The following is a 19,808-nucleotide window of genomic DNA, read 5'->3' on the forward strand; positions in this document are numbered from 1 at the left end:
CGGCCGTCAGCCCGCGCTCGCTGGGGGCGTCACCCGTGGCGGTGTCGCCGTTGCCGGTGAGGAGGCCGGTCCTCCCGCCTGTCCTCATCCCTTCACCGCCCCCGCGCTGAAGCCGGTGATCAGCCACTTCTGGATGAAGGCGAAGACGATGACGACCGGGACGGCGGCGATGATGCCGCCCGCGGCGAGCGCGCCCAGGTCGACGCTGTCGGCGCTGAGCAGGGTGTTCAGGCCGACCGGGACGGTCTGCTTCTCCTGGTTGCTGAGGAACATCAGCGCGAACAGGAAGTGGTTCCAGGAGTGCACGAAGGCGAAGGAGCCGACGGCGATCAGACCGGGCCGCAGCAGCGGCAGCACGACCACCCGGAACGCGGTGAACCGGTTGCAGCCGTCGACCCAGGCCGCCTCCTCCAGCGAATACGGCACGTTCTTGATGAAGTTGCTGATCAGGATGATCGACAGCGGCAGCTGGAAGACCGTCTCGGCGAGGATGACACTGCCGAGCGAGTTGATCATCCGCAGCTCCGCGAAGATCTGGAACAGCGGGACGAGGAGCAGCGCGCCCGGGACGAACTGGGAGCACAGCAGCGCCAGCATGAAGCCGCGCTTGATCCTGAAGTCGAAGCGGGCGAGGGCGTAGCCGCCGGCGAGGGCGACGAGCGTGGTCATCAGCAGGGTGACGACCCCGACGAGCACGCTGTTCTGGAAGTAGGTGCCGAAGCTGCGCTCGTTCCACACCTTCTCGAAGTGCTCGAAGGTGACGGGCCACGGCACGAGCGAGGTCGAGCCGGGCTCGCGGAGCGCGAACAGCAGGATCCAGTAGAAGGGGACGAGGGTGAAGACGAGGTAGACCGACAGGGGCAGATAGATCTGCCAGCGGGGCACCTCGTCCCAGGCGCGGTGCTGCTTGCGGGGCCGCTGCGGGGGCTCCTCGGCCGCCGGCGCGGGCGTCACCGGAGCGACCTTCTCGGCGTCCTTGGTGATCACTTGGACTCGCCTCCGAACTTGCTCAGCCGCAGATAGACCATCGAGCAGAAGAGCAGGATCACGAACGCGACCGTGGTCAGGGCGGACGCGTAGCCGAAGTTGTGGGCGTCGACCGAGGTGTTGGCGATGTACAGCGGGAGGGTCGTGGTCTCTCCCGCGGGTCCGCCGCCGGTCAGGGTGTAGAGCAGGTCGACGTTGTTGAACTCCCACACCGCGCGCAGCAGCGTGGAGAGGATGATCGCGTCCTTCAGGTGCGGCAGCGTGATGTGGAAGAACTGCCGGACGCGGCTCGCGCCGTCGACCTCGGCGGCCTCGTAGAGGTCCTTCGAGACGGACTGGAGGTCGGCGAGGATGAGGATCGCGAAGAAGGGGACACCGCGCCACAGGTCGGCGACGACCACCGCCGAGAAGACGGTGGAGGTGTCGGAGAGCCAGCTGGTGCCGTATTCGCCGATGCCGATGTCCGCGAGGTAACGGGTGATGCCCGTCTGGGAGTTGTAGAGGAGCACCCAGATCGCGGAGGTGAGGACGCCGGAGACGGCCCACGGCGAGAAGACGAGCGCGCGGCCGAGGGCTCGGCCGACGAACGTCTGGTTGACGATCAGCGCGAGCGCGAGACCGAACAGCAGCTGGAGCCCGACCTCGACGACGACCCACTTGGCGCTGAAGACGAGGGTGTCCCAGAACAGCGGGTCCTCGGTGAAGGCGTGGACGAAGTTGTCGAAGCCGGCGAAGCCGTTCCGCCAGGGCTTGGTGGGGTTGTAGTGCTGCAGGCTGTAGTAGAAGACGCTGACGACCGGGTAGGCGATGAAGCCCAGCATGAGCAGGGCGGCCGGGGCGATCAGCAGATAGGGCAGCCTGCGCGGGGTCGCGGAGGCACGGCGCGCACGGCTCCGCCGGGGTGGCGCGGGCGGTTTCGCCACGGCTGCGGCTTGGGCCATGACTGGGGCTCCGTTTCTGGGTACGTCGTGGTGCGTTGTCGTACAGGAAGCGCTTTCTCGGTGGGCGTGGGTGCGCGGTACGGGGTGCCTCTCGGGGTGCGTTGGCGGGTGCGGGTGCGGGTGCGCTGGCGCTTGTCGCGCAGTTCCCCGCGCCCCTGAAAGACCTGGGGCCCGGGTCGGTCGGGTTGTTCAACCGGCGTACGGGTCCGGGACCTTGCCGGGGCGGGCCAGGAACTCGAAGTCGCAGCCGGTGTCGGCCTGGGTGATCTGGTCGTTGTAGAGGGCCCCGTAGCCGCGTTCGTAGCGGGTGGGCGGCTCGGTCCACTCCGCTCGGCGGCGCTCCAGCTCCTCGTCGTCCACGTGGAGATGGAGGGTGCGCGCCTCGACGTCGAGGGTGATCGGGTCGCCGGTGCGGACCAGGGCGAGCGGGCCCCCGATGTACGACTCCGGTGCGACGTGCAGCACGCAGGCGCCGTAACTGGTGCCGCTCATCCGGGCGTCGGAGATCCGCACCATGTCCCGTACGCCCTGCTTCAGCAGGTGGTCGGGGATGGGCAGCATCCCGTACTCGGGCATGCCGGGGCCGCCCTTGGGGCCGGAGTTGCGCAGGACGAGGACACTGTCGGCGGTGATGCCGAGGGACGGGTCGTTGATGGTGCGCTGCATGGTCCTGTAGTCGTCGAAGACGACCGCGGGGCCGGTGTGCTTGAGCAGGTGCCGCTCGGCGGCGATGTGCTTGATGACCGCCCCGTCGGGGCAGAGGTTGCCGCGCAGGACGGCGACCCCGCCCTCGGCGGCGACCGGGTTCTCGCGGGTGCGGATCACGGCGTCGTTGTGGACGAGCGTGCCGTCGAGCTGCTCGCGCAGCGTGTCGTGGGAGACGGTCGGCCGGTCCAGGTGCAGCAGGTCGGTGATCCGGGAGAGGAACCCGGGCAGACCTCCCGCGAAGTGGAAGTCCTCCATCAGATACGTCCGACCGCCGGGCCGGACGTCGGCCAGCACCGGGACCGTGCGCGCGACGCGGTCGAAGTCGTCCAGGGTGAGCTTGACGCCGGCGCGGCCGGCCATGGCGATGAGGTGGATGACCGCGTTGGTGGAGCCGCCGAGCCCGAGGACGGTGGTGACGGCGTCCTCGAAGGCGTCGGCGGTGAGGATGTCGCTCAGCTTGCGGTCCTTGTGGACCAGCTCGACGATCCGCAGCCCGGACTTGGCCGCCATCCGGTCGTGCCCGGAGTCGACGGCCGGGATGCTCGACGCGCCGGGGACCGTGACCCCGAGGGCCTCGGCGGCGGCGGTGAGCGTGGAGGCCGTGCCCATGGTCATGCAGTGACCGGGCGAACGGGCGAGACCGGACTCCAGTTCGGTCATCTCGCAGTCGCCGATGAGTCCGGCGCGCCGGTCGTCCCAGTACTTCCACATGTCGGTGCCGGAGCCGAGGACCTCGCCTCGCCAGTGCCCCGGCAGCATGGGCCCGGCGGGCACGAACACCGTCGGCAGGTCGACGCTGGCGGCACCCATCAGGAGGGCGGGCGTGGACTTGTCGCAGCCGCCCATCAGCACGGCCCCGTCGACCGGGTAGGAGCGGAGCAACTCCTCGGTCTCCATCGCGAGCATGTTGCGGTAGAGCATCGGGGTCGGCTTCTGGAAGGTCTCCGAGAGGGTGGAGACCGGGAACTCCAGCGGGAAACCGCCCGCCTGCCACACGCCCCGCTTGACCGCCTGCGCGCGGTCCCGCAGGTGCGCATGGCAGGGGTTGATGTCCGACCAGGTGTTCAGGATCGCGATGACCGGCTTGCCCAGGTGCTCCTCGGGCAGATAGCCGAGCTGGCGGGTGCGGGCGCGGTGGCTGAAGGCGCGCAGCCCCGAGGAGACGCCGCTGCCGTACCACTGGTGGCTGCGGAGTTCCTCCGGCTTCCTCCGGTCGACCGGCTTCGTCATATCGACCACCCCGCGGCGATGGAGGCGACCTCGGCCCGCTCGTCCTCGGGCAGGCGCCTGCTGGGTGCCCGGACGTCCCTGCGGCACAGACCGAGCGAGGCGAGGGCCTCCTTGACCACGGTCACGTTGTCGGCGGAGCCGTTCGCGGCGCGCAGCTCCTCGAAGCGGCGGATCTGCTCCCAGACCTTCATGGCGGCCGGGTAGTCGCCCGATCGAAGCGCTTCGATCATGTTCAGCGAGACGGCCGGGGCGACATTGACGAGCCCCGAGGTGAAGCCGGTGGCGCCCGCCGAGAAGTACGAGGGGGCGTACGGTTCGGCGAGTCCGGCCACCCAGACGAAGCGGTCCAGGCCGGCGTCGCGGGCGAAGGCGGCGAAGCGCGCCGCGTCCGGGACGGCGTACTTCACGCCGATCACGTTCGGGCAGTCGTCGGCGAGTTCGGCGAGCCGGGCGCCGGACAGCTGCGCGTTGCGGATGTACGGCACGACGCCCAGCTCCGGCACGGCCTCGGCGATGGCCCGGTGGTAGTCGACCCAGCCGCCCTGCGAGACGTAGGGGTGGACCGGCTGGTGGACCATCACCATCCGGGCGCCGACCGCGCGGGCGTGCTCGGCGGAGGCGACCGCGGTCGGGATGTCGTGTCCGACGCCGACCAGGACCACGGCGCGCTCGCCGACCTCGTCCATGGTCAGCTCGGTGACCAGGCGCCGCTCCTCGGGGGTGAGGGCGTAGAACTCGCCGGTGTTGCCGTTGGGTGTGAGGGTGGTGATCCCCCCGTCGAGCAGCCGACGCAGCAGGGCCCGGTGGGCGCCCTGGTCGACGGTGCCGTCCTCGGCGAACGGAGTCACCGGGATCGCCACCACGTCGGCCAGAGCCGTCCGTTGGGTCTCGAACGTCACGCTGCTCATGGATGACCTTCCTCTGCGAGGACTGCGGAGGCCGCCGCCTGCGCGGCCGCGGACTCGTGGACTCGGGGGCTTACGGGGCGGTGCCGGGCCGGGTGCCGTGGTCGCCCAGGGTCCGGCCGACGGGCGGGCCCTCGTCGCCGTCGTGGGCGCCCGGGAAGGCCCGCTCGACGAACGAGGCGATGTGCGCGTGCAGGGCGGCGGCCGCGCCGTCGGCGTCGCCGTCGAGGGCGAGCCGCAGGATCTCCCGGTGCTCGGCGGCCTCCCGCTCCCACGAGGGGTCGGCGGCCCAGGCGACGGCGGACACCAGGGCGGCCTGGTCGCGCACCTCGTCGAGCATCCGGCCGAGCAGCGGGTTGCCGCAGGGCACATAGAGCGCGCGGTGGAACTCCCGGTTCGCCAGGGACCGTTCGGCGGTGTCGGTGGCCTCGTCGGCCCGGGTCAGCGCGTCGCTCGCCGCGTCCCACGAGGTGCCGCGCCGCACCGAGCGGCGCAGGGCCTCCGGCTCCAGGAGCAGCCGTACGTCGTAGACCTCGCGCGCCATGTCCGCGTCCACCATGCGCACCGTGACGCCCTTGTACTGGTTCATCACGACGAGCCCGGTGCCGGCCAGCGTCTTCAGCGCCTCACGCACGGGCGTCTTGGACACCCCGAACTGCGCGGCCAGCTCGGTCTCGACCAGGGCCTGACCCGGCGTCAACTGTCCGGTGAGGATGCGGTGTTTGATCCCCTCCAGCACGAACTGCGTGCGGGACGGGATCGGCGTGGGCACAGAGGTCATGCGCGGCCTCTCGATGTCACGGAGACCCTCCGCGAGCCGCCGGGCAAGGAACCGGCATCTCACGTATCCGATCTCGCGTATCGCGTCTCATATATGACGTACGAAGTACGACGCGTTGAAGGTAGGAGGGGGCTCGGGTTTCGTCAATGCTTCCGGCAAAAGAATCCGTGGTCGCCGTCACACGACGCGGGTGTCGCCCTCACGCGCGCTCTCGGTGGGCCCGCCGAACGCCACGGCCGCGCGTCCGGCGGCTTCCTCCCTGGTCAGCGTGGGTCCCACATGGGTGACGAGCAGCCGGCTCGCTCCCTTGGCGTACGCCCCGGCGTCCTCCGGCGTGAGATGCACCCGGGGTTCGCCTTCGCGATGCGCGGTGACGTCCGCCTCGCACAGGAAGAGGTCGGCGCTGCCGGCGAGGTGGGTGAGCGCGTCGCACGGCCCGCTGTCCCCGGAGTACGCGAACACCCGCCCCTGGCACTCGGCGCGCAGCCCGTACGCCTCCGCGTCGTGGACGACGGCACGCGCGGTGAGGGTGAGGTTCCAGTGTCGGGCGGTGTGCCCGTCGTACAGCGGGCGGAACTCGAACACGCTGCTCAGGAAGGCGGTGTCCGGCCGGCCGAAGAAGCCCGCGACCCGCTGCGCGCAGCCGTCGGGCGCGTAGACGGGGATCGGGGCGGGCAGGGTGAGGCCGCCGTACGCGAAGCCGTACGCGGCGGCGAGCAGATCGGCGCTGTGGTCGGCGTGCAGATGGGAGAGCCAGATCGCCGTGAGCCTCGTGGGGTCCGTGTGCCGCTGCAACTCGGCGAAGGTACCGAACCCGGCGTCCACCCATATCTCCGCGCTCCCGCCCCGCAGCAGGTACCCGGAGGCGGGCCGGCCGGGTCGGGGATGCGGAGAGGCGGTGCCGAGGACGGTGAGGCTCAGGGGCATGTGGGGGAGCGTACGGACGCGGGCGGGGGCCCGCGCCGGATTTCGCGCGTTCTGTCTGGGGAGTGTCTACGCCTTCCAGTTCGGGTCGCGTCCGCTCAGGCCGATGGCGTGGTCCAGAAGGGGCGCGTCGTCCGGGACGGCCACGACGGGGCCGAAAATGCTGTCCCGGCTCGGGTCGCCCACCGACGCGGCGAGGAAGTCGTGGGAGGCGGCCAGGGCGTCCGGGTCCGGCTCGTACGCCTGTCCGGTGGCGCGGGCGAGGTCCCAGCCGTGCACGACGAGTTCGTTCACGGCGACGGCACCGGCCACGGCTCCCGGCAGCGGCACGCCGCCCGCCCGGGTGTCGCCGGTCCAGGCGGCCGGGTCGCGCCACGCCTCCGCGAGTTCGCCGAGCGTGCGGGGCAGGGCCTCGCGCCAGTCGGGGCCGATGTCGGGGAGAGAGGAGCCGGGGTCGGTGTCCGTCGTGGGCCCCAGGTCCTTGCGGGCGGCGTCCCGGAAGGCGACGGAGAGCCCGAGCAGATGCCCGAGGAGGTGCCGCACGGCGTACGCGGGGCAGGGGGTCGCGCCGGAGAGCCGCTCGTCCCCGACGGCCAGGACGAGGCGGGCCACGACGCGGGTCTGTGCGGTGAGATCGAGGGGGGTGGGGAGGGCGGCGGTCATCCGGAGCTCCTTGGTGTCGGTCGAGGGCGCGTGCCTTTCTCGGTAGACCGACCCGGTGGGGGAAACTCATCGCCGATTCGAGGGGGAGGTGGGGGTGCGTCGGCGAGTGCGGGTGGGTGGGGGCTTGTCGCGCAGTTCCCCGCGCCCCTGAAAAGCGCTCGGGGCTGCGCCCCGTGCTTTTCATGAAGGGGCGGGCCGCAGGCCCGTTCCCTTCAGGGGCGCGGGGAACTGCGCGAGAAACCACGAACCACCCGCACCCGCCAGAACCACACGCGCCCCCGAGCCATTAGGCACCGGGCACCGCCGTCAGCCCCTCCCTCACCGCCGTCAGGTCCTGGTCCGACGCCAGGCCCGCGTGGTAGAGCCGGATCTCCGTCGCCCCCAGCTCCGCCGCCCGCCGGGCATCCGCGCCCAGGGTCCCGGGGCTGCCGCCCATCCCCGACACGACGCCGAAGTTGGCGGCCAGCACCGCCCCCTCCGCGCCCACCTTCCCGCGTGCCTCCGCGAACGCGGGAAGCAGCCCCGGTCCGCCCGCGCACGGAACGACGACCCCGTCTGCCAGGTCCAGGACGTGCGCGGGGTCGACGCCGGCGTTGGCCCCGCAGTGGTAGGTCACGGGGTCCGCGTGGAGCAGCACCTGGAACCCCCCGGGCGCGGCGGCCCGTACCGCCGTGACGGCGGCCTCCTGGAGGGAGCGGGCGACGGCGTCGCGCCACACCCGGGTCCCCGCAGCCCACTCCGCGCCGAGGAGCTTCTCGACCGCCGGCCAGCCCTCGTCGACCGGCTCGCCCCGCCACAGCGGTTCCAGCGCGTCCCGCACGGCCGCGGCCAGCGCCTCCGGGTCCAGCCCGGCGTCGGCGTACCCGTCCCGGCAGGTGGGGCAGAAGCAGAGCGCCATCAGGTACTGCCCGGCGTCCCCGAGCGCGACCCCGCCCGTCTTGTCGTGGGCGTGCAGGTGCTGGAAGCCGTACCAGCCGAGGGACTCCAGTTCGGTGCCGCGCGCGCCCGGCCGTACGGCGGCCTCCGCGGCCAGGTCGACGAGGTACTCGCGGGTCTCCGGCTGGGCGATGCACGGCGCCCACGGGTAGCGGTCGCCGTACGCGTTGACGACGGAGGTCGACGGGTGTTCCGTACCGAGCCGGGAGTTGTGGGCGAGGACCACCCAGGTGTGCACCTCCAGACCGGCGGCCTCCAGCGCCCCGGCGGCCTCCCCGAACGCGTCGCCGGGCGCCCACTCCCCCGCCGGGTACGGCCGCAGGGTCCGTTCCCGCCAGCGCTCGCCCGGCGGGTACAGCACGGCCGCGTGCTCGGCGGTGACGACGCGGTGCCGGGGGTGGCGCGGGGTGAGGGCGCGGGTGGAGTGGTAGGCGGAGGCGAGCGTCACCTGCCGCACACCGAGTTCCGCGATGCGCTCCGCGGCGGCCGGATCCCCGTTGACGTCCCACGGGTAGACGAACGTAGACGCCTTCACTTGCCCTCCTGGCACTCCTCCAGCAGCGCGTACCCGCGCTCGATCAACTGGCCCAGCTGTTTGACGTGTTCCGCGGCCGGCTCGTGCAGCGGCGGCCGTACCTCTCCCACGTCCAGCCCCCGTAGCCGTACCCCGGCCTTCACCAGTGACACGGCATAGCCGCGTCCTTTGGCCCGCAGGTCGACGAAGGGGCGGTAGAAACCGTCCAGGAGCCGTCGCACGGTCGGGTCGTCGCCCGTGTCGAGCGCCCTGTGGAACGCCTGGGCGATCTCCGGGGCGAAGCAGAAGACGGCCGACGAGTACAGGGTGACGCCGACGCCGCGGTAGGCGGGCTGGGTCAGTTCGGCGGTCGGCAGTCCGTTGAAGTAGAGGAAGTCGCCCGGTGCCTCGTCGCGCACCGTGCTCACGACGCGCTGCATCAGGTCGAGGTCGCCGACACCGTCCTTGAGGCCGACGACGCCGTCGGTGCGGGCGAGTTCGACGACCGTCTCGGGGGTGAGGACGGCGTTGTCGCGCTGGTAGACGATCACGGGGAGCGGGGTCGCGGCGGCCAGCCGGCGGTAGTGCCGCAGGAGGCCTTCCTGGGCGGCGACGACGAGGTAGGGCGGCAGGGCGAGCAGTCCGTCGGCACCGGCGTCGGCGGCGAGCCGTGCGTAGCGCTCGGCGAGCGCGGTGCCGTAGCCGGTGCCGGCGACGACGGGCACCCGCCCGGCGGTCTCGGTCACCGCCGCCCGGACGCACTCCTGGAACTCCTCGGGGGTGAGCGCGTGGAACTCGCCGGTCCCGCAGCAGGCGAAGACGGCGGCGGCCCCGGCCTCGACACCCCGGCGCACATGCGCGCGACAGGCGTCGAGGTCGATCCGGCCGTCCGCGGCGTAGGCGGTGACGGGGAAGAACAGCGGCCCGGTGGGGACACGGAGTCGAGCGGCGAGCGAGGCTGACGTCACGGGCTCTCCCAAGTCCATGTCGCTGATCAGTGTCTACATTTCTGAACGATGTCACGCTAGGGCGCCCCGGTCGGGCCGGTCAAGGTCGCCAACACGCGCCGCACCAGCCGATTCACCCGTCCGGCACAGGCCGACGGCACACTTGACGCACCGGACCGCCACTCCCTAGCGTGTCCACGAATGTGAATGCTGGACGCCCATATGCACGAATGGCGAGGCAAGGAGATCCGAGGATGCCCGCTCCCCGCACCGTTCTGCTCACCGGCGCCGCCGGTGGTCTCGGCACCCTGATGCGGGAGCTCCTCCCGGCGTACGGCTACGAGCTGCGTCTGCTCGATCTGCTCCCCGTCGAGGGCGAGCCGGACGCGATCACCGCCGACCTCGCCGACAAGGAGGCCCTGCGGGAGGCCGTACGGGGCGTCGACGCGATCATCCACCTCGCGGGCATCTCCCTGGAAGCCCCCTTCGAGAAGATCCTCCGGGCCAACATCGAGGGCACCTACCACCTGTACGAGGCCGCCCGCCAGGAGGGCGTCCCGCGCATCGTCTTCGCCTCCTCCAACCACGCCGTCGGCTTCACCCCCCGCCCGCTGGGCGACCCGCCCCTCGACCCGGGCGCGCTGATCCCCGTCGGCACCCCGCGCCGCCCCGACACCTTCTACGGCCTGTCCAAGTCCTTCGGCGAGGACCTCGCCCAGTTCTACTGGGACAAGTACGGCCTGGAGACGGTGTCCGTGCGGATCGGCTCCTGCTTCCCCGAGCCGACCAGCGTGCGCATGCTCTCGGTGTGGATGAGCCCGGCCGACGGCGCCCGCCTCTTCCACGCGGCCCTGACCGCCGAGGACGTCGGCCACACCGTGGTCTACGGCTCCTCCGCCAACACCCGCCTGTGGTGGGATCTGACCACCGCCCGCGCGCTCGGCTACGCACCGCGGGACGACTCCGAGCCGTACGCCGAGAAGCTCATCGCCGAACAGGGCGAACTCGACCCCGACAACGAGGCGCACGCCTGCCTGGGCGGCCACTTCGTGAACAAGCCGCCGATCTGGCCGCACTGACCGGGCGACGGCCGGCCTCCCGGCCGTCGGCGCGGGGCACCTCACCGGCGGATATTCACTGGGGTGCCCCTCCCCTCCGCCCCTACGATCCGGGACATGCCACGTCCTCAAGGATTCACCTACACCGAGCACACCGACCGCACCGTGACGATCGAGCATCACGGCCGGGCGGCCACCACGCTGCGCGGCCCGCGCGCCGACCGCTTCCTCGCCGAGGTCGCGGCGGGCGACCCGCAGCTGGTCATGGCCCGCTGGACCGGGAACTACCGGCGGGGCAACGAGCGCACCGCCCGGGAGCACCCCCGCAACCGCCGCTGACCCGAACGGCCGCCCGGCCCGCTGGGTAAGGGAACGGTAAAGCGGCTTGAATCGTTCACCACGCATGACAGCTATGACCCCCGGCTCGAACATCCCGCTGCCCGTTCCCCGTGTCGCGGTGGACGTCTCCGCCCCCGTGCGGCTCGACGTATCGGGCCTGCTGCTCACCGCCGACGGCAAGGTGCGCTCGGACGACGACTTCATCTTCTACAACCAGCCGAGCGGCCCGGGTGTGACGTACCGCTCGGGCGGCGGTGCGACCCCCGACTCGATCACGGTCGACACCACGGCCCTCCCGCCGGGCATCGAGAAGATCGTCGTCACGGCCAGCCCGGACGCGGCCGACCAGACCTTCCAGGGCATCGAACCCACCGCCACCGTCCGCGACGCCGCGAGCGGCTCGGTGATCGCCACGTTCACCCCGCCGCGGCTCGGCACGGAGACGGCCCTGGTGATCGTGGAGATCTACCTGCGGGGCGGCGCCTGGAAGGCCCGCGCCGTCGGCCAGGGGTACGCCAACGGCCTGGCCGGTATCGCGACGGACTTCGGCGTCACGGTGGAGGAGCCCGCCCCGGCCCAGCCCGCGGCCCCCGCCCAGCCCGTCACTCCCCCCGCCCCCACCCCCACGCCGCACACCCCCGTGACCCCGCCGCCGGCACCGCCCGCCATGGCACCGGCCGCGCCCCCGGCGCCGCCCGCCCCGCCGGCTCCCCCCGCGCCCGGCGCCGGGAAGATCAACCTGGACAAGGGCCGGGTCAGCCTCCAGAAGAACCAGACCGTCTCCCTGGTCAAGGGCGGCCGCCCCCTGCTCTCCCAGGTCAAGATGGGCCTCGGCTGGGAGCCCGCGTACCGGGGCAAGGACATCGACCTGGACGCGTCGGTGATCGCGTACGGCCCGCAGCGCAACCACATCGACAGCTGCTACTTCGGCAAGCTCTCGATCGTGAACGGAGCGATCAAGCACTCCGGCGACAACCTCACGGGTGAGGGCGGCGGCGACGACGAGGTGATCGTGGTCGACCTCGGCCGGCTCCCGCAGGAGGTCACCGGACTGGTCTTCACGGTGAACTCCTTCTCCGGCCAGAAGTTCACCGAGGTCGCCAAGGCGTACTGCCGTCTCCTGGACGCCGCCACCGGCGAGGAGCTCGTCCGCTTCGACCTCACCAACGCCGAGGCCCAGACGGGCGTGATGATGGCCAAGCTCATCCGCCAGTTCACCGGCGAGTGGGAGATGACGGCCATGGGCGACTTCGTGAAGTCCCGCACGGTCCGGGGCATGGTGAAGCCTGCGGCCCAGGCGCTCTGACCCACCGGCGACGAGGGCGCGCACGGGGACGGGAAGAGGAAGGGGCGGATCCGGGCCTGCCTACCGGATCCGCCCCTCATCTCGTCATCTCGTCATCTCGTCACTGGATGACGCCGCTGTACGCGTTCAGCGCGGGCTGGCCGCCGAGGTGGGCGTAGAGGACGGTCGAGTCCTCCGCGATCTCGCCGCGTTCGACGAGGTCGATCATCCCGGCCATCGACTTCCCCTCGTAGACGGGGTCGGTGATCATGCCCTCGGTGCGGGCCGCGAGCTGCATGGCGACGAGGGTGGCGTCGTCGGGGACGCCGTAGATACCGCCGTGGTAGCGCTCGTCCAGCTCCACGTCCGCCTCGGTCAACTCGCGCTTGACACCGATGAGTTGCCCGGTGTTGTGGGCGATGCGCGCGATCTGGGCGCGGGTGGTGTCGGGCTTGGCGGAGGCGTCGATGCCGAGGACCCGGCGGGGCCGTGCGCCGGCCTCCTCCAGCGCGGCGAACCCGGCGACCATGCCGGCCTGGGTGGATCCGGTGACCGAGCAGACGATGACGGTGTCGAAGAAGACGCCCAGCTCCCGCTCCTGCTCGGCGACCTCATACGCCCAGGAGGCGAAGCCGAGGCCGCCGAGGGGGTGGTCCGAGGCGCCGGCCGGGATGGCGTACGGCTTGCCGCCCGACTCCTCGACCTCCCTGAGGGCCAGCTCCCAGCTCTCCTTGAAGCCGATGCCGAACCCGGCCTGGACCAGCCGTACCTCCGCGCCGGCGAGCCGGCTGATCAGTATGTTGCCGACCTTGTCGTACACGGCGTCGGGCCACTCCACCCAGCTCTCCTGCACGAGGACGCACTTGAGCCCGGCGCGGGCGGCGACGGCGGCGACCTGGCGGGTGTGGTTGGACTGCACCCCGCCGATGGAGACGAGGGTGTCGCAGCCCTGGGCGAGCGCGTCCGCGACGAGGTACTCCAGCTTGCGGGTCTTGTTGCCACCGTAGGCGATACCGGAGTTGCAGTCCTCCCGCTTGGCCCAGAGGGAGGCGCCGTCGAGATGGGCGGTCAGGCGTTCCAGCCGGTGCACCGGCGAGGGCCCGAAGAGGAGCGGGTAGCGCTCGAAGGAAGCAAGGGACACGGGTCCTCCCGGGGTCAGTGGTCCACGCCGGTGGCGGGCTCTACGTCGTCGACGGCGGCATCGGCGGGGAGCCCGCCTGCGGATTCGGTGGTGGCGGGCGAAGCGTCGGGGCCGGTCGCGGGCGGGACCTCCGGGCCGGTGGCGGATGTGATCGCGGGCCCGGTGGCCGGTGGGGCCTCAGGGCTGTCCGGTTCGTCGGCGAGGGCCGCCAGGCCGCGCCAGATCTCCGCGGTGACGGTGACCGCCTCGTCCGTGTCACCGGCGGCGCAGGCGTCGATCAGCCGGTCGTGCAGTCCGGCCGAGCGGCAGTTGCCGCCCTCGCCGAAGCGGCGCCGCTCCAGTCGGCGGATGAGCGGGGTGTAGCGGGCGACCGTGGCGGCGGCCGCGCGGTTGCCGCTCACCCGGACGAGGACGTCGTGGAGTTCGTCGTCGGCGTCCAGGGCGGCGTCGACGTCGCCCGCGTGGACGGCCGCCGCGAACCGTTCGTTGGCGGAGCGCATCGTCTCCACGTCCGCCGCGAACAGCCGGGGCACGGCGACCCGCGTGGCCAGCTCGTGCATCGCGCCGACCACGGCGGCGGCGTCACGCACATCGGCGGCCACGACCGGCGTCACCCGTGTGTAGCTCTGCGGTTTGCTCTCCAGCAGGCCCTCGTCCACCAGCCGCGAGAACGCCTCCCGCACCGGCGCGCGGGACAGCCCCAGCAGCTCCGCGAACTCGGCGTCCCGCACCACCGCACCGGGTTCGATCTCCCCGGCCACGATGGCGTCCCGGATGGCGAGGTAGGCGCGGTCCCTCAGCAGGGTGCGGCTCACCGGTCGTATGGCCTCCATGAACTGAAATGTTAGATGTCAGTTCGGGGCGCGAACAAGAGTGTGGCCCGTGTCCCTGCTGGGACACGGGCCACACTCAGGGCGTCCTCACGCCCTCTCCCCCGTCGTCATCGGCTCCACGGCCAGTCGGCGTCCCGTGCCGCCTCCAGCAGCGGGACCATCCGGAACGCCGCGTCCGAGAGGCCGCCGAAGGTGTGGCGGTTCGCCGTGCCGGAGGGGCCGTGGCCCGCCCGGTGACCGGCGAGGTTCCAGGTGTAGACCGGCACATGGGCCGGGACCTGGGCGGTCGGGTCCCCGTAGTGGCTGTACGTGGCCTGCTCGTCGGTGACGATCAGCACCCGGTCGTGCTTCCGGTAGTGCCCCCGCACCGCCGCCGTGGTGTCGGTGCCCCCCAGGTCGCCGAAGCGCTCCAGGATCTTCAGCACCGACTCGCCCTTGCGGTACGGCACCCGCCGGCTCTTGGTGCCGAACTCGACGAGGTGCGCGTCCTCCGCCCGCAGCGCGAGCGCCGCACCGAAGATCGCCGCCGCGTCCGCGTAGGTGAGGGACGAGCGGTCGGTCAGCCGCGAGTGAAACATCGAGCCCGAGCGGTCGACCAGGACCAGGGTCCGGCCGGGCAGCGCGGGCACGTTGGCCAGCGAGTGGCCGAGCGCCTGCTCCAGCGGGTACGCCCAGCGCAGCGACGGCGCGTGCCGGTACGCGGCGAGGTAGCGGAACGGGAACTGCCGGGACCGCGCGACCTCGGCCGGATCGCTGATGCGCGCGGCGACCCGGGCCGCGACCTCGTCGCAGACCCCGGCCTCGTCGAAGTTGCGCAGGTTCCGCACGAGCGCCATGGCGCCCATGGACGGGATGACGGCCTCCCAGGCCGCCTTGTCCATCGGTCCCTGGAGCCAGCCCGCCAACGCCTCCCAGGTGATGCCCGCGTCCGCGAGCCGCTGGGCGCCGCCCGCGCCGGTCACGACCTTGCGGCGCTTGGCGGGCCGCAGGGCCATCAGGTCCCGGTGGGCCCCGAGCACGGGCAGCGACTTGGGCACGACCGCCGTGTCCGGGTGGTGCCGCCGGTCGAGGGCGTACTGGAACAGGTCGCCCTGCCACGGCTTGTCCGGGTCGGGCGCCGCGTGCACCAGGTTGAGGATGTCGCCGAAGCGGTATCCCTTGGACGCGGTGTCGTACTTCAGCAGCGACTTGGGGTGGTAGAGCCGTCGTACGGCGTCGGCGACGCCCCGCTTCACAGGCTTGGGGAGGGCGCGGCCGTAACGGGAGGTCCAGTACGCGAGCAACTCGCCGGGCTCGTCCGGGCGCCGGAGCACCGAGTCGATGACCTGGCGGTTGGTCGGGCCGTGGGTGACGCCCGCGTCGAGCCGTGCCTTCACGTACTCGGCGGCGCCCACGAGGGAGGCCGTACGGAGGTTGCCCTCGCCACGCAGCCAGCCGAGCAGGCCGGCCGTCCACTCCGGGTCGGTGACGGCGAGACGGCGGACGAGCGCGGCGAACCGGTCGTCCCGGTCCTCGGCGGACTCGTAGAACGTCTTCTGCGCGACGAAGTTGGCGATCGAGAGCAGGAACAGCTCCGAGCGCTCGTCCCGCTCCTGGCCGCGACCGCCCTGGTGGGTGCGGAGCACGCGTCCCGTCGAGGTGACGCGCGACGTGGGCCGCGCCCGGGTGCTCTTGCTGTTGAACCGCGCCATGGTGAATTCCCCCGAATTCCTCCGCACGTTGTGCGTGACTTTTTTCGGAGGGAGGCGCGGCAGAAGGAAGGTGCCCGAGATCCAGGTCGGCGACGGTCCTATAAACAGGCGCGTCTGCCATTCCGCCACATCGGCCGTGACCGATGACGGGATTCGAACCCGTACGAGGAAATTCCTCACCAGTTCCCGAAGTATCCGCTGCCTGCGCACCGGGCACCCACCTTGTGCCGCGCCTCCCGAGATCAAGGTGGCGGCGGCGTGGATTCTTTTTACAGAAGAAGGAGCCGCAGCCTGCGCACCGGGAGGTGCATGAAGTTTTGGGTGTCCAGAGATCGAATTCGGCGGAACCGACGTAGGTGCTCTGCCATCTGAGCTACACCGGCGTGTTGGTGCCGGCGACGGGACTCGAACCCGCGACCGCCCCATTAACAGTGGAAGTAGGTCCTGCCTTCGCACCTGGACGTGCATCACTCTAGGAGGACGGTCGCGGGAGGGGCGAGCGAATTAATTACCGCTTCTGCCGCTTCCAGGGGCCGGTGATGGCGAGCAGGATGCCCGGCGTCTGGATGTTGGCGTACAGGGTCTTTCCGTCGGGCGAGAAGGTGACGCCGGCGAACTCGCTGTACTCCGGCTCCTCCTCGGTGCCGATGTTCAGGTCGTTGCGGGCGATCGGATACGTACGGCCGCTGTCGGTGGCGCCGAACAGGTGCTGGACGCCTTCGCCGTCCTCGGCGAGGACGATGCCGCCGTAGGGGGAGACGGTGATGTTGTCGGGGCCGTCGAGGGCGCCGTCGGCGGACGGGTCCGGGTTGACGCCGAGCAGGACCTTCAGGGTGAGGGTGCGGCGCTTGGGGTCGTAGAACCAGACCTGGCCGTCGTGCGCGGCGCCGGGGCTCTCCGCGCGGGCGTAGGAGGAGACGATGTAGGCGTCGCCGTCACCCCACCACATGCCTTCGAGCTTGCGGGCACGGGTGATCTCGTCGAACTGCTTGCGCACGGCGACGGTCCGCGCGTCCCGGTCGGGGACGTCGATCCAGTCGACGCCGTAGACGGTGCCGATCCTGGTGGCACGGGAGAGGTCGTCGACGAAACGGCCGCCGGAGTCGTAGCACTTGGGCGCCTGGAGGACACCCGCGTCGTCGGCGAGGGCGCGGAACCTGCGGGGGCCGTGGGTGAAGCCCTTCGGCGGGGTCCAGCGGTAGAAGAGGCCGTTGGGGCCTGCGGCGTCCTCGGTGAGGTAGGCGTGGCCGCGCCGGGGGTCGATGACGACGGCCTCGTGGTCGTACCGGCCGAAGAACTTCAGGGGCTTCGGGTCACGGTTGGCGCGCCGGTCGCAGGGGTCGACCTCGAAGACGTAGCCGTGGTCCTTGGTCATGCCGTTGACGCCGGCCCGGTCGGAGTTCTCCTCGCAGGTGAGCCAGGTGCCCCACGGGGTGCTGCCGCCCGCGCAGTTGGTGGAGGTGCCCGCGATACCGACCCACTCGGCGACCCGGCCGTCGGGGCGGACCTCCACGACCGTGCAGCCGCCGGACGCGGCCGGGTCGTACACGAGTCCCTCGGTGAGCGGCACCGGGTGCGGCCAGTTGGCGCGGGGGCCCTTCAGTTCGTGGTTGTTGACGAGGAGGGTGGTGCCCCGGGGGCCGGGGAACGCGGCGGTGCCGTCGTGCTTGCCCGGGGTGAACTCACCGGACTCCAGTCTGGTCCGCCCGCTGTAGGTGAGGATCGTGTAGGTGAACCCGGCCGGCAGCGCCAGGATCCCCTCCGGGTCGGGCACGAGGGGCCCGTAACCGACCCCGCCGTGCCGGTGCGCCCCCTTGCCGTCCGAGCCGTCGAGGCCGGCGCCGTCCACGTCCGCGTCCGAGGCGGCGAGGGCGTTCGGCGCGGTGGCGAGGGCGCCCACGGTGCCGGCCAGCGCGACACCGGCGCCGGTGACCGCGGATCGACTGGCGAAGTCCCTGCGGGTGAGCGACATGCTGTCTCCTGCGTGCGGTGGGAGGCGTGCGGTGGGAGGACCGTGGAGGGTGGCGGGCCCAGGCTTCGCGCCGCACTGTCCCGCCCCTGCCTGAACGCGGGTTGAACACCGCGGGAGGAGTCGGGGGACCGGGGTGGTCGGGCGGGTGCGGGTGGTTGCGAGCTGTTCGCGCCCACGATGGCGCCGTCGAAAAGCACGGGGCGCAGCCCCGGCCGCTTTTCAGGGGCGCGGGGAACCGCGCGGGAAACCACAACGCACCCGCACCCGCACCCGCCAACAACAGGCGCACCCCGAGCTATGAGGCGCCCGGCAGCCGTCACTCCCCCTTCTGCGACCGCGCCTTGAACGCCGCCTTCCGCGCCTCCTTCGCCACCCGCTTGTCCGGATGGATCCGCCCCATCGCCTCCAGCACGTCCGCCGTGGCCGGATGCCCCACCCGCCACGCCGCGTCGAAGAACCCCCGGTGCTGCTGCGCGAGCCCCTCCACCAGCCCCCGCAGCTCCGCCGAGTTCCCCTCGGCCGCCAGCTGCGCGGCCACCGTGTCGATGGTCAGCCAGAACACCATCTCCTCGGACGGCGCCGGCACCTCCGCCGCGCCCCGCTCGGTGAGCCACACCCGGGCGAGCCCGCCCAGTTCCGCGTCGTCGAGCACCTCCCGCAGCGCGGGCTCCGCGGCGGCGCCCACCAGGGACAGCGCCTGCTGGCAGCGCAACCGCCGCAACGGCGCCCCCTCGTCGGCCCCCCGGGCGGCGGCGAGCAACTCGCGTGCGGCGGCCAGCGGTTCATGCCGGGCCAGCCACTGCTCGGTCTCGGCGAGGGCCGCCCCCGGCGGATACCCGGCGGTGCCGTCGAGCAGCACGTCCGCGCCCTTGTCGGAGAGGTCCCCGACCGCCGGCGCCACGAGTCCCGCCTCCTGGAGGCGCGCCCGCATCCCGTACAACCCGAGCGGGGTGAGCCGCACCATGCCGTACCGGGTGACATCGGTGTCGTCGACGACCGGACCGCTCCCGGCGCCCTCGGCGGTCGGGGCGTCCCCCGCGGCCGCGGTCTCCTCCGCGTCCGTCATGAGCGCCTCGTCCACGGGCTGGTACTCCACCAGCCCGACCGGCTCCAGTACCCGGAACTGGTCGTCGAGCCGCATCATCGCGTCCGACACCTGCTCCAGGACGTCGTTGGTGGGCTCCCCCATGTCGTCCGGCACGATCATCGACGCGGCGAGGGCGGGCAGCGGCACCGGCCCGTCGCCGGGTCCGTCCTCGTTGACGGTGAGGAGGTAGAGGTTGCCGAGCACCCCGTCGAGGAACTCCGCCTCGGCGTCGGGGTCCCAGTCCAGCGCGGAGAAGTCGATCTCGCCGCCGGACTCCATGGCGTCGACGAGGCCGTCGAGTTCGGGCACGCTCGCGTCGGCCAGCGCGGCCTCCAGCGCGGCGAGCCACACGCCGAGGACGTCGCGGGGCGAGCCGGAGGTGAGGAGTGCCAGCGCGTCGCCGGTGGTGACCGCGCTCCCCTCCTCCTCGTCCGGGTCCACGATCTCGACGAGCCCGGTGTCCACTGCCACCCGCCACGCCTCGCTCGCCAGGGCCGCCGCGTCCTCAAGGGTGGTGCCCCCGGCGGCGGTCCCGGCGGCGCCCCCGGCGGCGGCTCCCTCGCCGGTGAGCCCGAGCGCCTCGGCCGCGGCGGGCAGTTGTTCCTCGACGAGTTCGCCCCCGGCGCCCACCCGCGTCTCCGGCCCGGCCCAGCGGGCGAGTCGCGCGGCGCGCGAGAGCAGCGGGGTGGCGAGCGCGTCCCGCGCCAGTTCCGCCTCGGAGCGGAGCCGCACCGGCGGCAGTGGCGAGCTGTCTGACATCGGCGGAGTTCTCCTCGGGGACGAACGACGGCGAGCGGTGTGCGGAACAAGCATCATCGATGGCGAGGCGGGGCCGGTCCGCGCACCACCTCGGCAACCGCTCAGCC

At 72.1% G+C, this 19,808-nt stretch carries 16 protein-coding genes and 1 pseudogene; 3 read left to right on the forward strand and 14 right to left on the reverse strand.

What is annotated here, in order from left to right:
• Positions 1-84: 84 nt before the first annotated feature.
• The 9 genes from SMA5143A_RS06940 to SMA5143A_RS06980 all read right to left on the reverse strand — a co-directional run bounded on the left by SMA5143A_RS06940 (position 85) and on the right by SMA5143A_RS06980 (position 9,575).
• Entirely contained in the window at positions 85-987 is a 903-nt protein-coding gene (locus tag SMA5143A_RS06940; RefSeq protein ID WP_107462035.1) for a carbohydrate ABC transporter permease, read from the reverse strand.
• Positions 984-1,928 carry a carbohydrate ABC transporter permease gene (locus SMA5143A_RS06945; protein ID WP_107462036.1) on the reverse strand — a complete coding sequence of 315 codons (945 nt, stop codon included), beginning with the start codon at positions 1,926-1,928 and terminating at the stop codon, positions 984-986. Before SMA5143A_RS06945 ends, SMA5143A_RS06940 begins: the two co-directional genes overlap by 4 nt.
• Positions 1,929-2,117: 189 nt before the next feature.
• Positions 2,118-3,866, reverse strand: coding sequence for an L-arabinonate dehydratase (araD, locus tag SMA5143A_RS06950; RefSeq protein WP_107462037.1), 1,749 nt, complete (start codon positions 3,864-3,866; stop codon positions 2,118-2,120).
• Complete coding sequence (locus tag SMA5143A_RS06955) at positions 3,863-4,774, reverse strand: dihydrodipicolinate synthase family protein (RefSeq protein WP_107462038.1); 912 nt, start codon at positions 4,772-4,774, stop codon at positions 3,863-3,865. The genes araD and SMA5143A_RS06955 overlap by 4 nt, the downstream gene beginning before the upstream one ends.
• Positions 4,775-4,844: 70 nt before the next feature.
• Positions 4,845-5,552 carry a GntR family transcriptional regulator gene (locus tag SMA5143A_RS06960; RefSeq protein WP_258193438.1) on the reverse strand — a complete coding sequence of 236 codons (708 nt, stop codon included), beginning with the start codon at positions 5,550-5,552 and terminating at the stop codon, positions 4,845-4,847.
• A gap of 177 nt (positions 5,553-5,729) precedes the next feature.
• Positions 5,730-6,479 (reverse strand): MBL fold metallo-hydrolase, encoded by a 750-nt coding sequence (locus tag SMA5143A_RS06965; protein ID WP_107462039.1) that lies wholly within the window; start codon positions 6,477-6,479, stop codon positions 5,730-5,732.
• Between the two features lie 66 nt (positions 6,480-6,545).
• Positions 6,546-7,139 (reverse strand): TIGR03086 family metal-binding protein, encoded by a 594-nt coding sequence (locus SMA5143A_RS06970; protein ID WP_107462040.1) that lies wholly within the window; start codon positions 7,137-7,139, stop codon positions 6,546-6,548.
• Between the two features lie 286 nt (positions 7,140-7,425).
• On the reverse strand, positions 7,426-8,610 hold the full coding sequence (locus tag SMA5143A_RS06975; RefSeq protein WP_107462041.1) for a hypothetical protein: 1,185 nt from the start codon (positions 8,608-8,610) through the stop codon (positions 7,426-7,428).
• Positions 8,607-9,575 (reverse strand): 5-dehydro-4-deoxyglucarate dehydratase, encoded by a 969-nt coding sequence (locus SMA5143A_RS06980; RefSeq protein WP_107462042.1) that lies wholly within the window; start codon positions 9,573-9,575, stop codon positions 8,607-8,609. The genes SMA5143A_RS06975 and SMA5143A_RS06980 overlap by 4 nt, the downstream gene beginning before the upstream one ends.
• Before the next feature lie 215 nt (positions 9,576-9,790).
• Between SMA5143A_RS06980 and SMA5143A_RS06985 the strand changes: the two genes are divergently transcribed.
• The 3 genes from SMA5143A_RS06985 (at position 9,791) to SMA5143A_RS06995 (ending at position 12,239) form a co-directional block, all read left to right on the forward strand.
• Positions 9,791-10,615 carry an NAD-dependent epimerase/dehydratase family protein gene (locus SMA5143A_RS06985; protein ID WP_107462043.1) on the forward strand — a complete coding sequence of 275 codons (825 nt, stop codon included), beginning with the start codon at positions 9,791-9,793 and terminating at the stop codon, positions 10,613-10,615.
• Between the two features lie 96 nt (positions 10,616-10,711).
• Complete coding sequence (locus SMA5143A_RS06990; protein ID WP_107462044.1) at positions 10,712-10,933, forward strand: hypothetical protein; 222 nt, start codon at positions 10,712-10,714, stop codon at positions 10,931-10,933.
• A 73-nt stretch (positions 10,934-11,006) separates the two neighbouring features.
• Positions 11,007-12,239 (forward strand): TerD family protein, encoded by a 1,233-nt coding sequence (locus tag SMA5143A_RS06995; protein WP_181361774.1) that lies wholly within the window; start codon positions 11,007-11,009, stop codon positions 12,237-12,239.
• Between the two features lie 100 nt (positions 12,240-12,339).
• On the opposite strand, the gene SMA5143A_RS07000 is transcribed toward SMA5143A_RS06995, so the two are convergent.
• From SMA5143A_RS07000 to SMA5143A_RS07020, 5 genes and pseudogenes are all read right to left on the reverse strand, one after another.
• Complete coding sequence (locus tag SMA5143A_RS07000) at positions 12,340-13,359, reverse strand: 1-aminocyclopropane-1-carboxylate deaminase (protein ID WP_107462046.1); 1,020 nt, start codon at positions 13,357-13,359, stop codon at positions 12,340-12,342.
• A 194-nt stretch (positions 13,360-13,553) separates the two neighbouring features.
• Positions 13,554-14,192 (reverse strand): annotated as a pseudogene (locus SMA5143A_RS07005) (GntR family transcriptional regulator); the annotation flags it as partial.
• A 107-nt stretch (positions 14,193-14,299) separates the two neighbouring features.
• Entirely contained in the window at positions 14,300-15,883 is a 1,584-nt protein-coding gene (locus SMA5143A_RS07010; RefSeq protein ID WP_107462048.1) for a TROVE domain-containing protein, read from the reverse strand.
• Between the two features lie 508 nt (positions 15,884-16,391).
• Complete coding sequence (locus SMA5143A_RS07015) at positions 16,392-17,855, reverse strand: alkaline phosphatase PhoX (RefSeq protein WP_107462049.1); 1,464 nt, start codon at positions 17,853-17,855, stop codon at positions 16,392-16,394.
• Between the two features lie 316 nt (positions 17,856-18,171).
• The gene (locus tag SMA5143A_RS07020) at positions 18,172-19,701 is read right to left on the reverse strand and encodes a hypothetical protein (protein ID WP_107462050.1); all 1,530 of its coding nucleotides are present in this window, start codon (positions 19,699-19,701) and stop codon (positions 18,172-18,174) included.
• Between the last annotated feature and the right edge of the window lie 107 nt (positions 19,702-19,808).

Origin of the sequence: Streptomyces sp. MA5143a (assembly GCF_900290235.1) — a bacterium.
GTDB lineage: Bacteria > Actinomycetota > Actinomycetes > Streptomycetales > Streptomycetaceae > Streptomyces.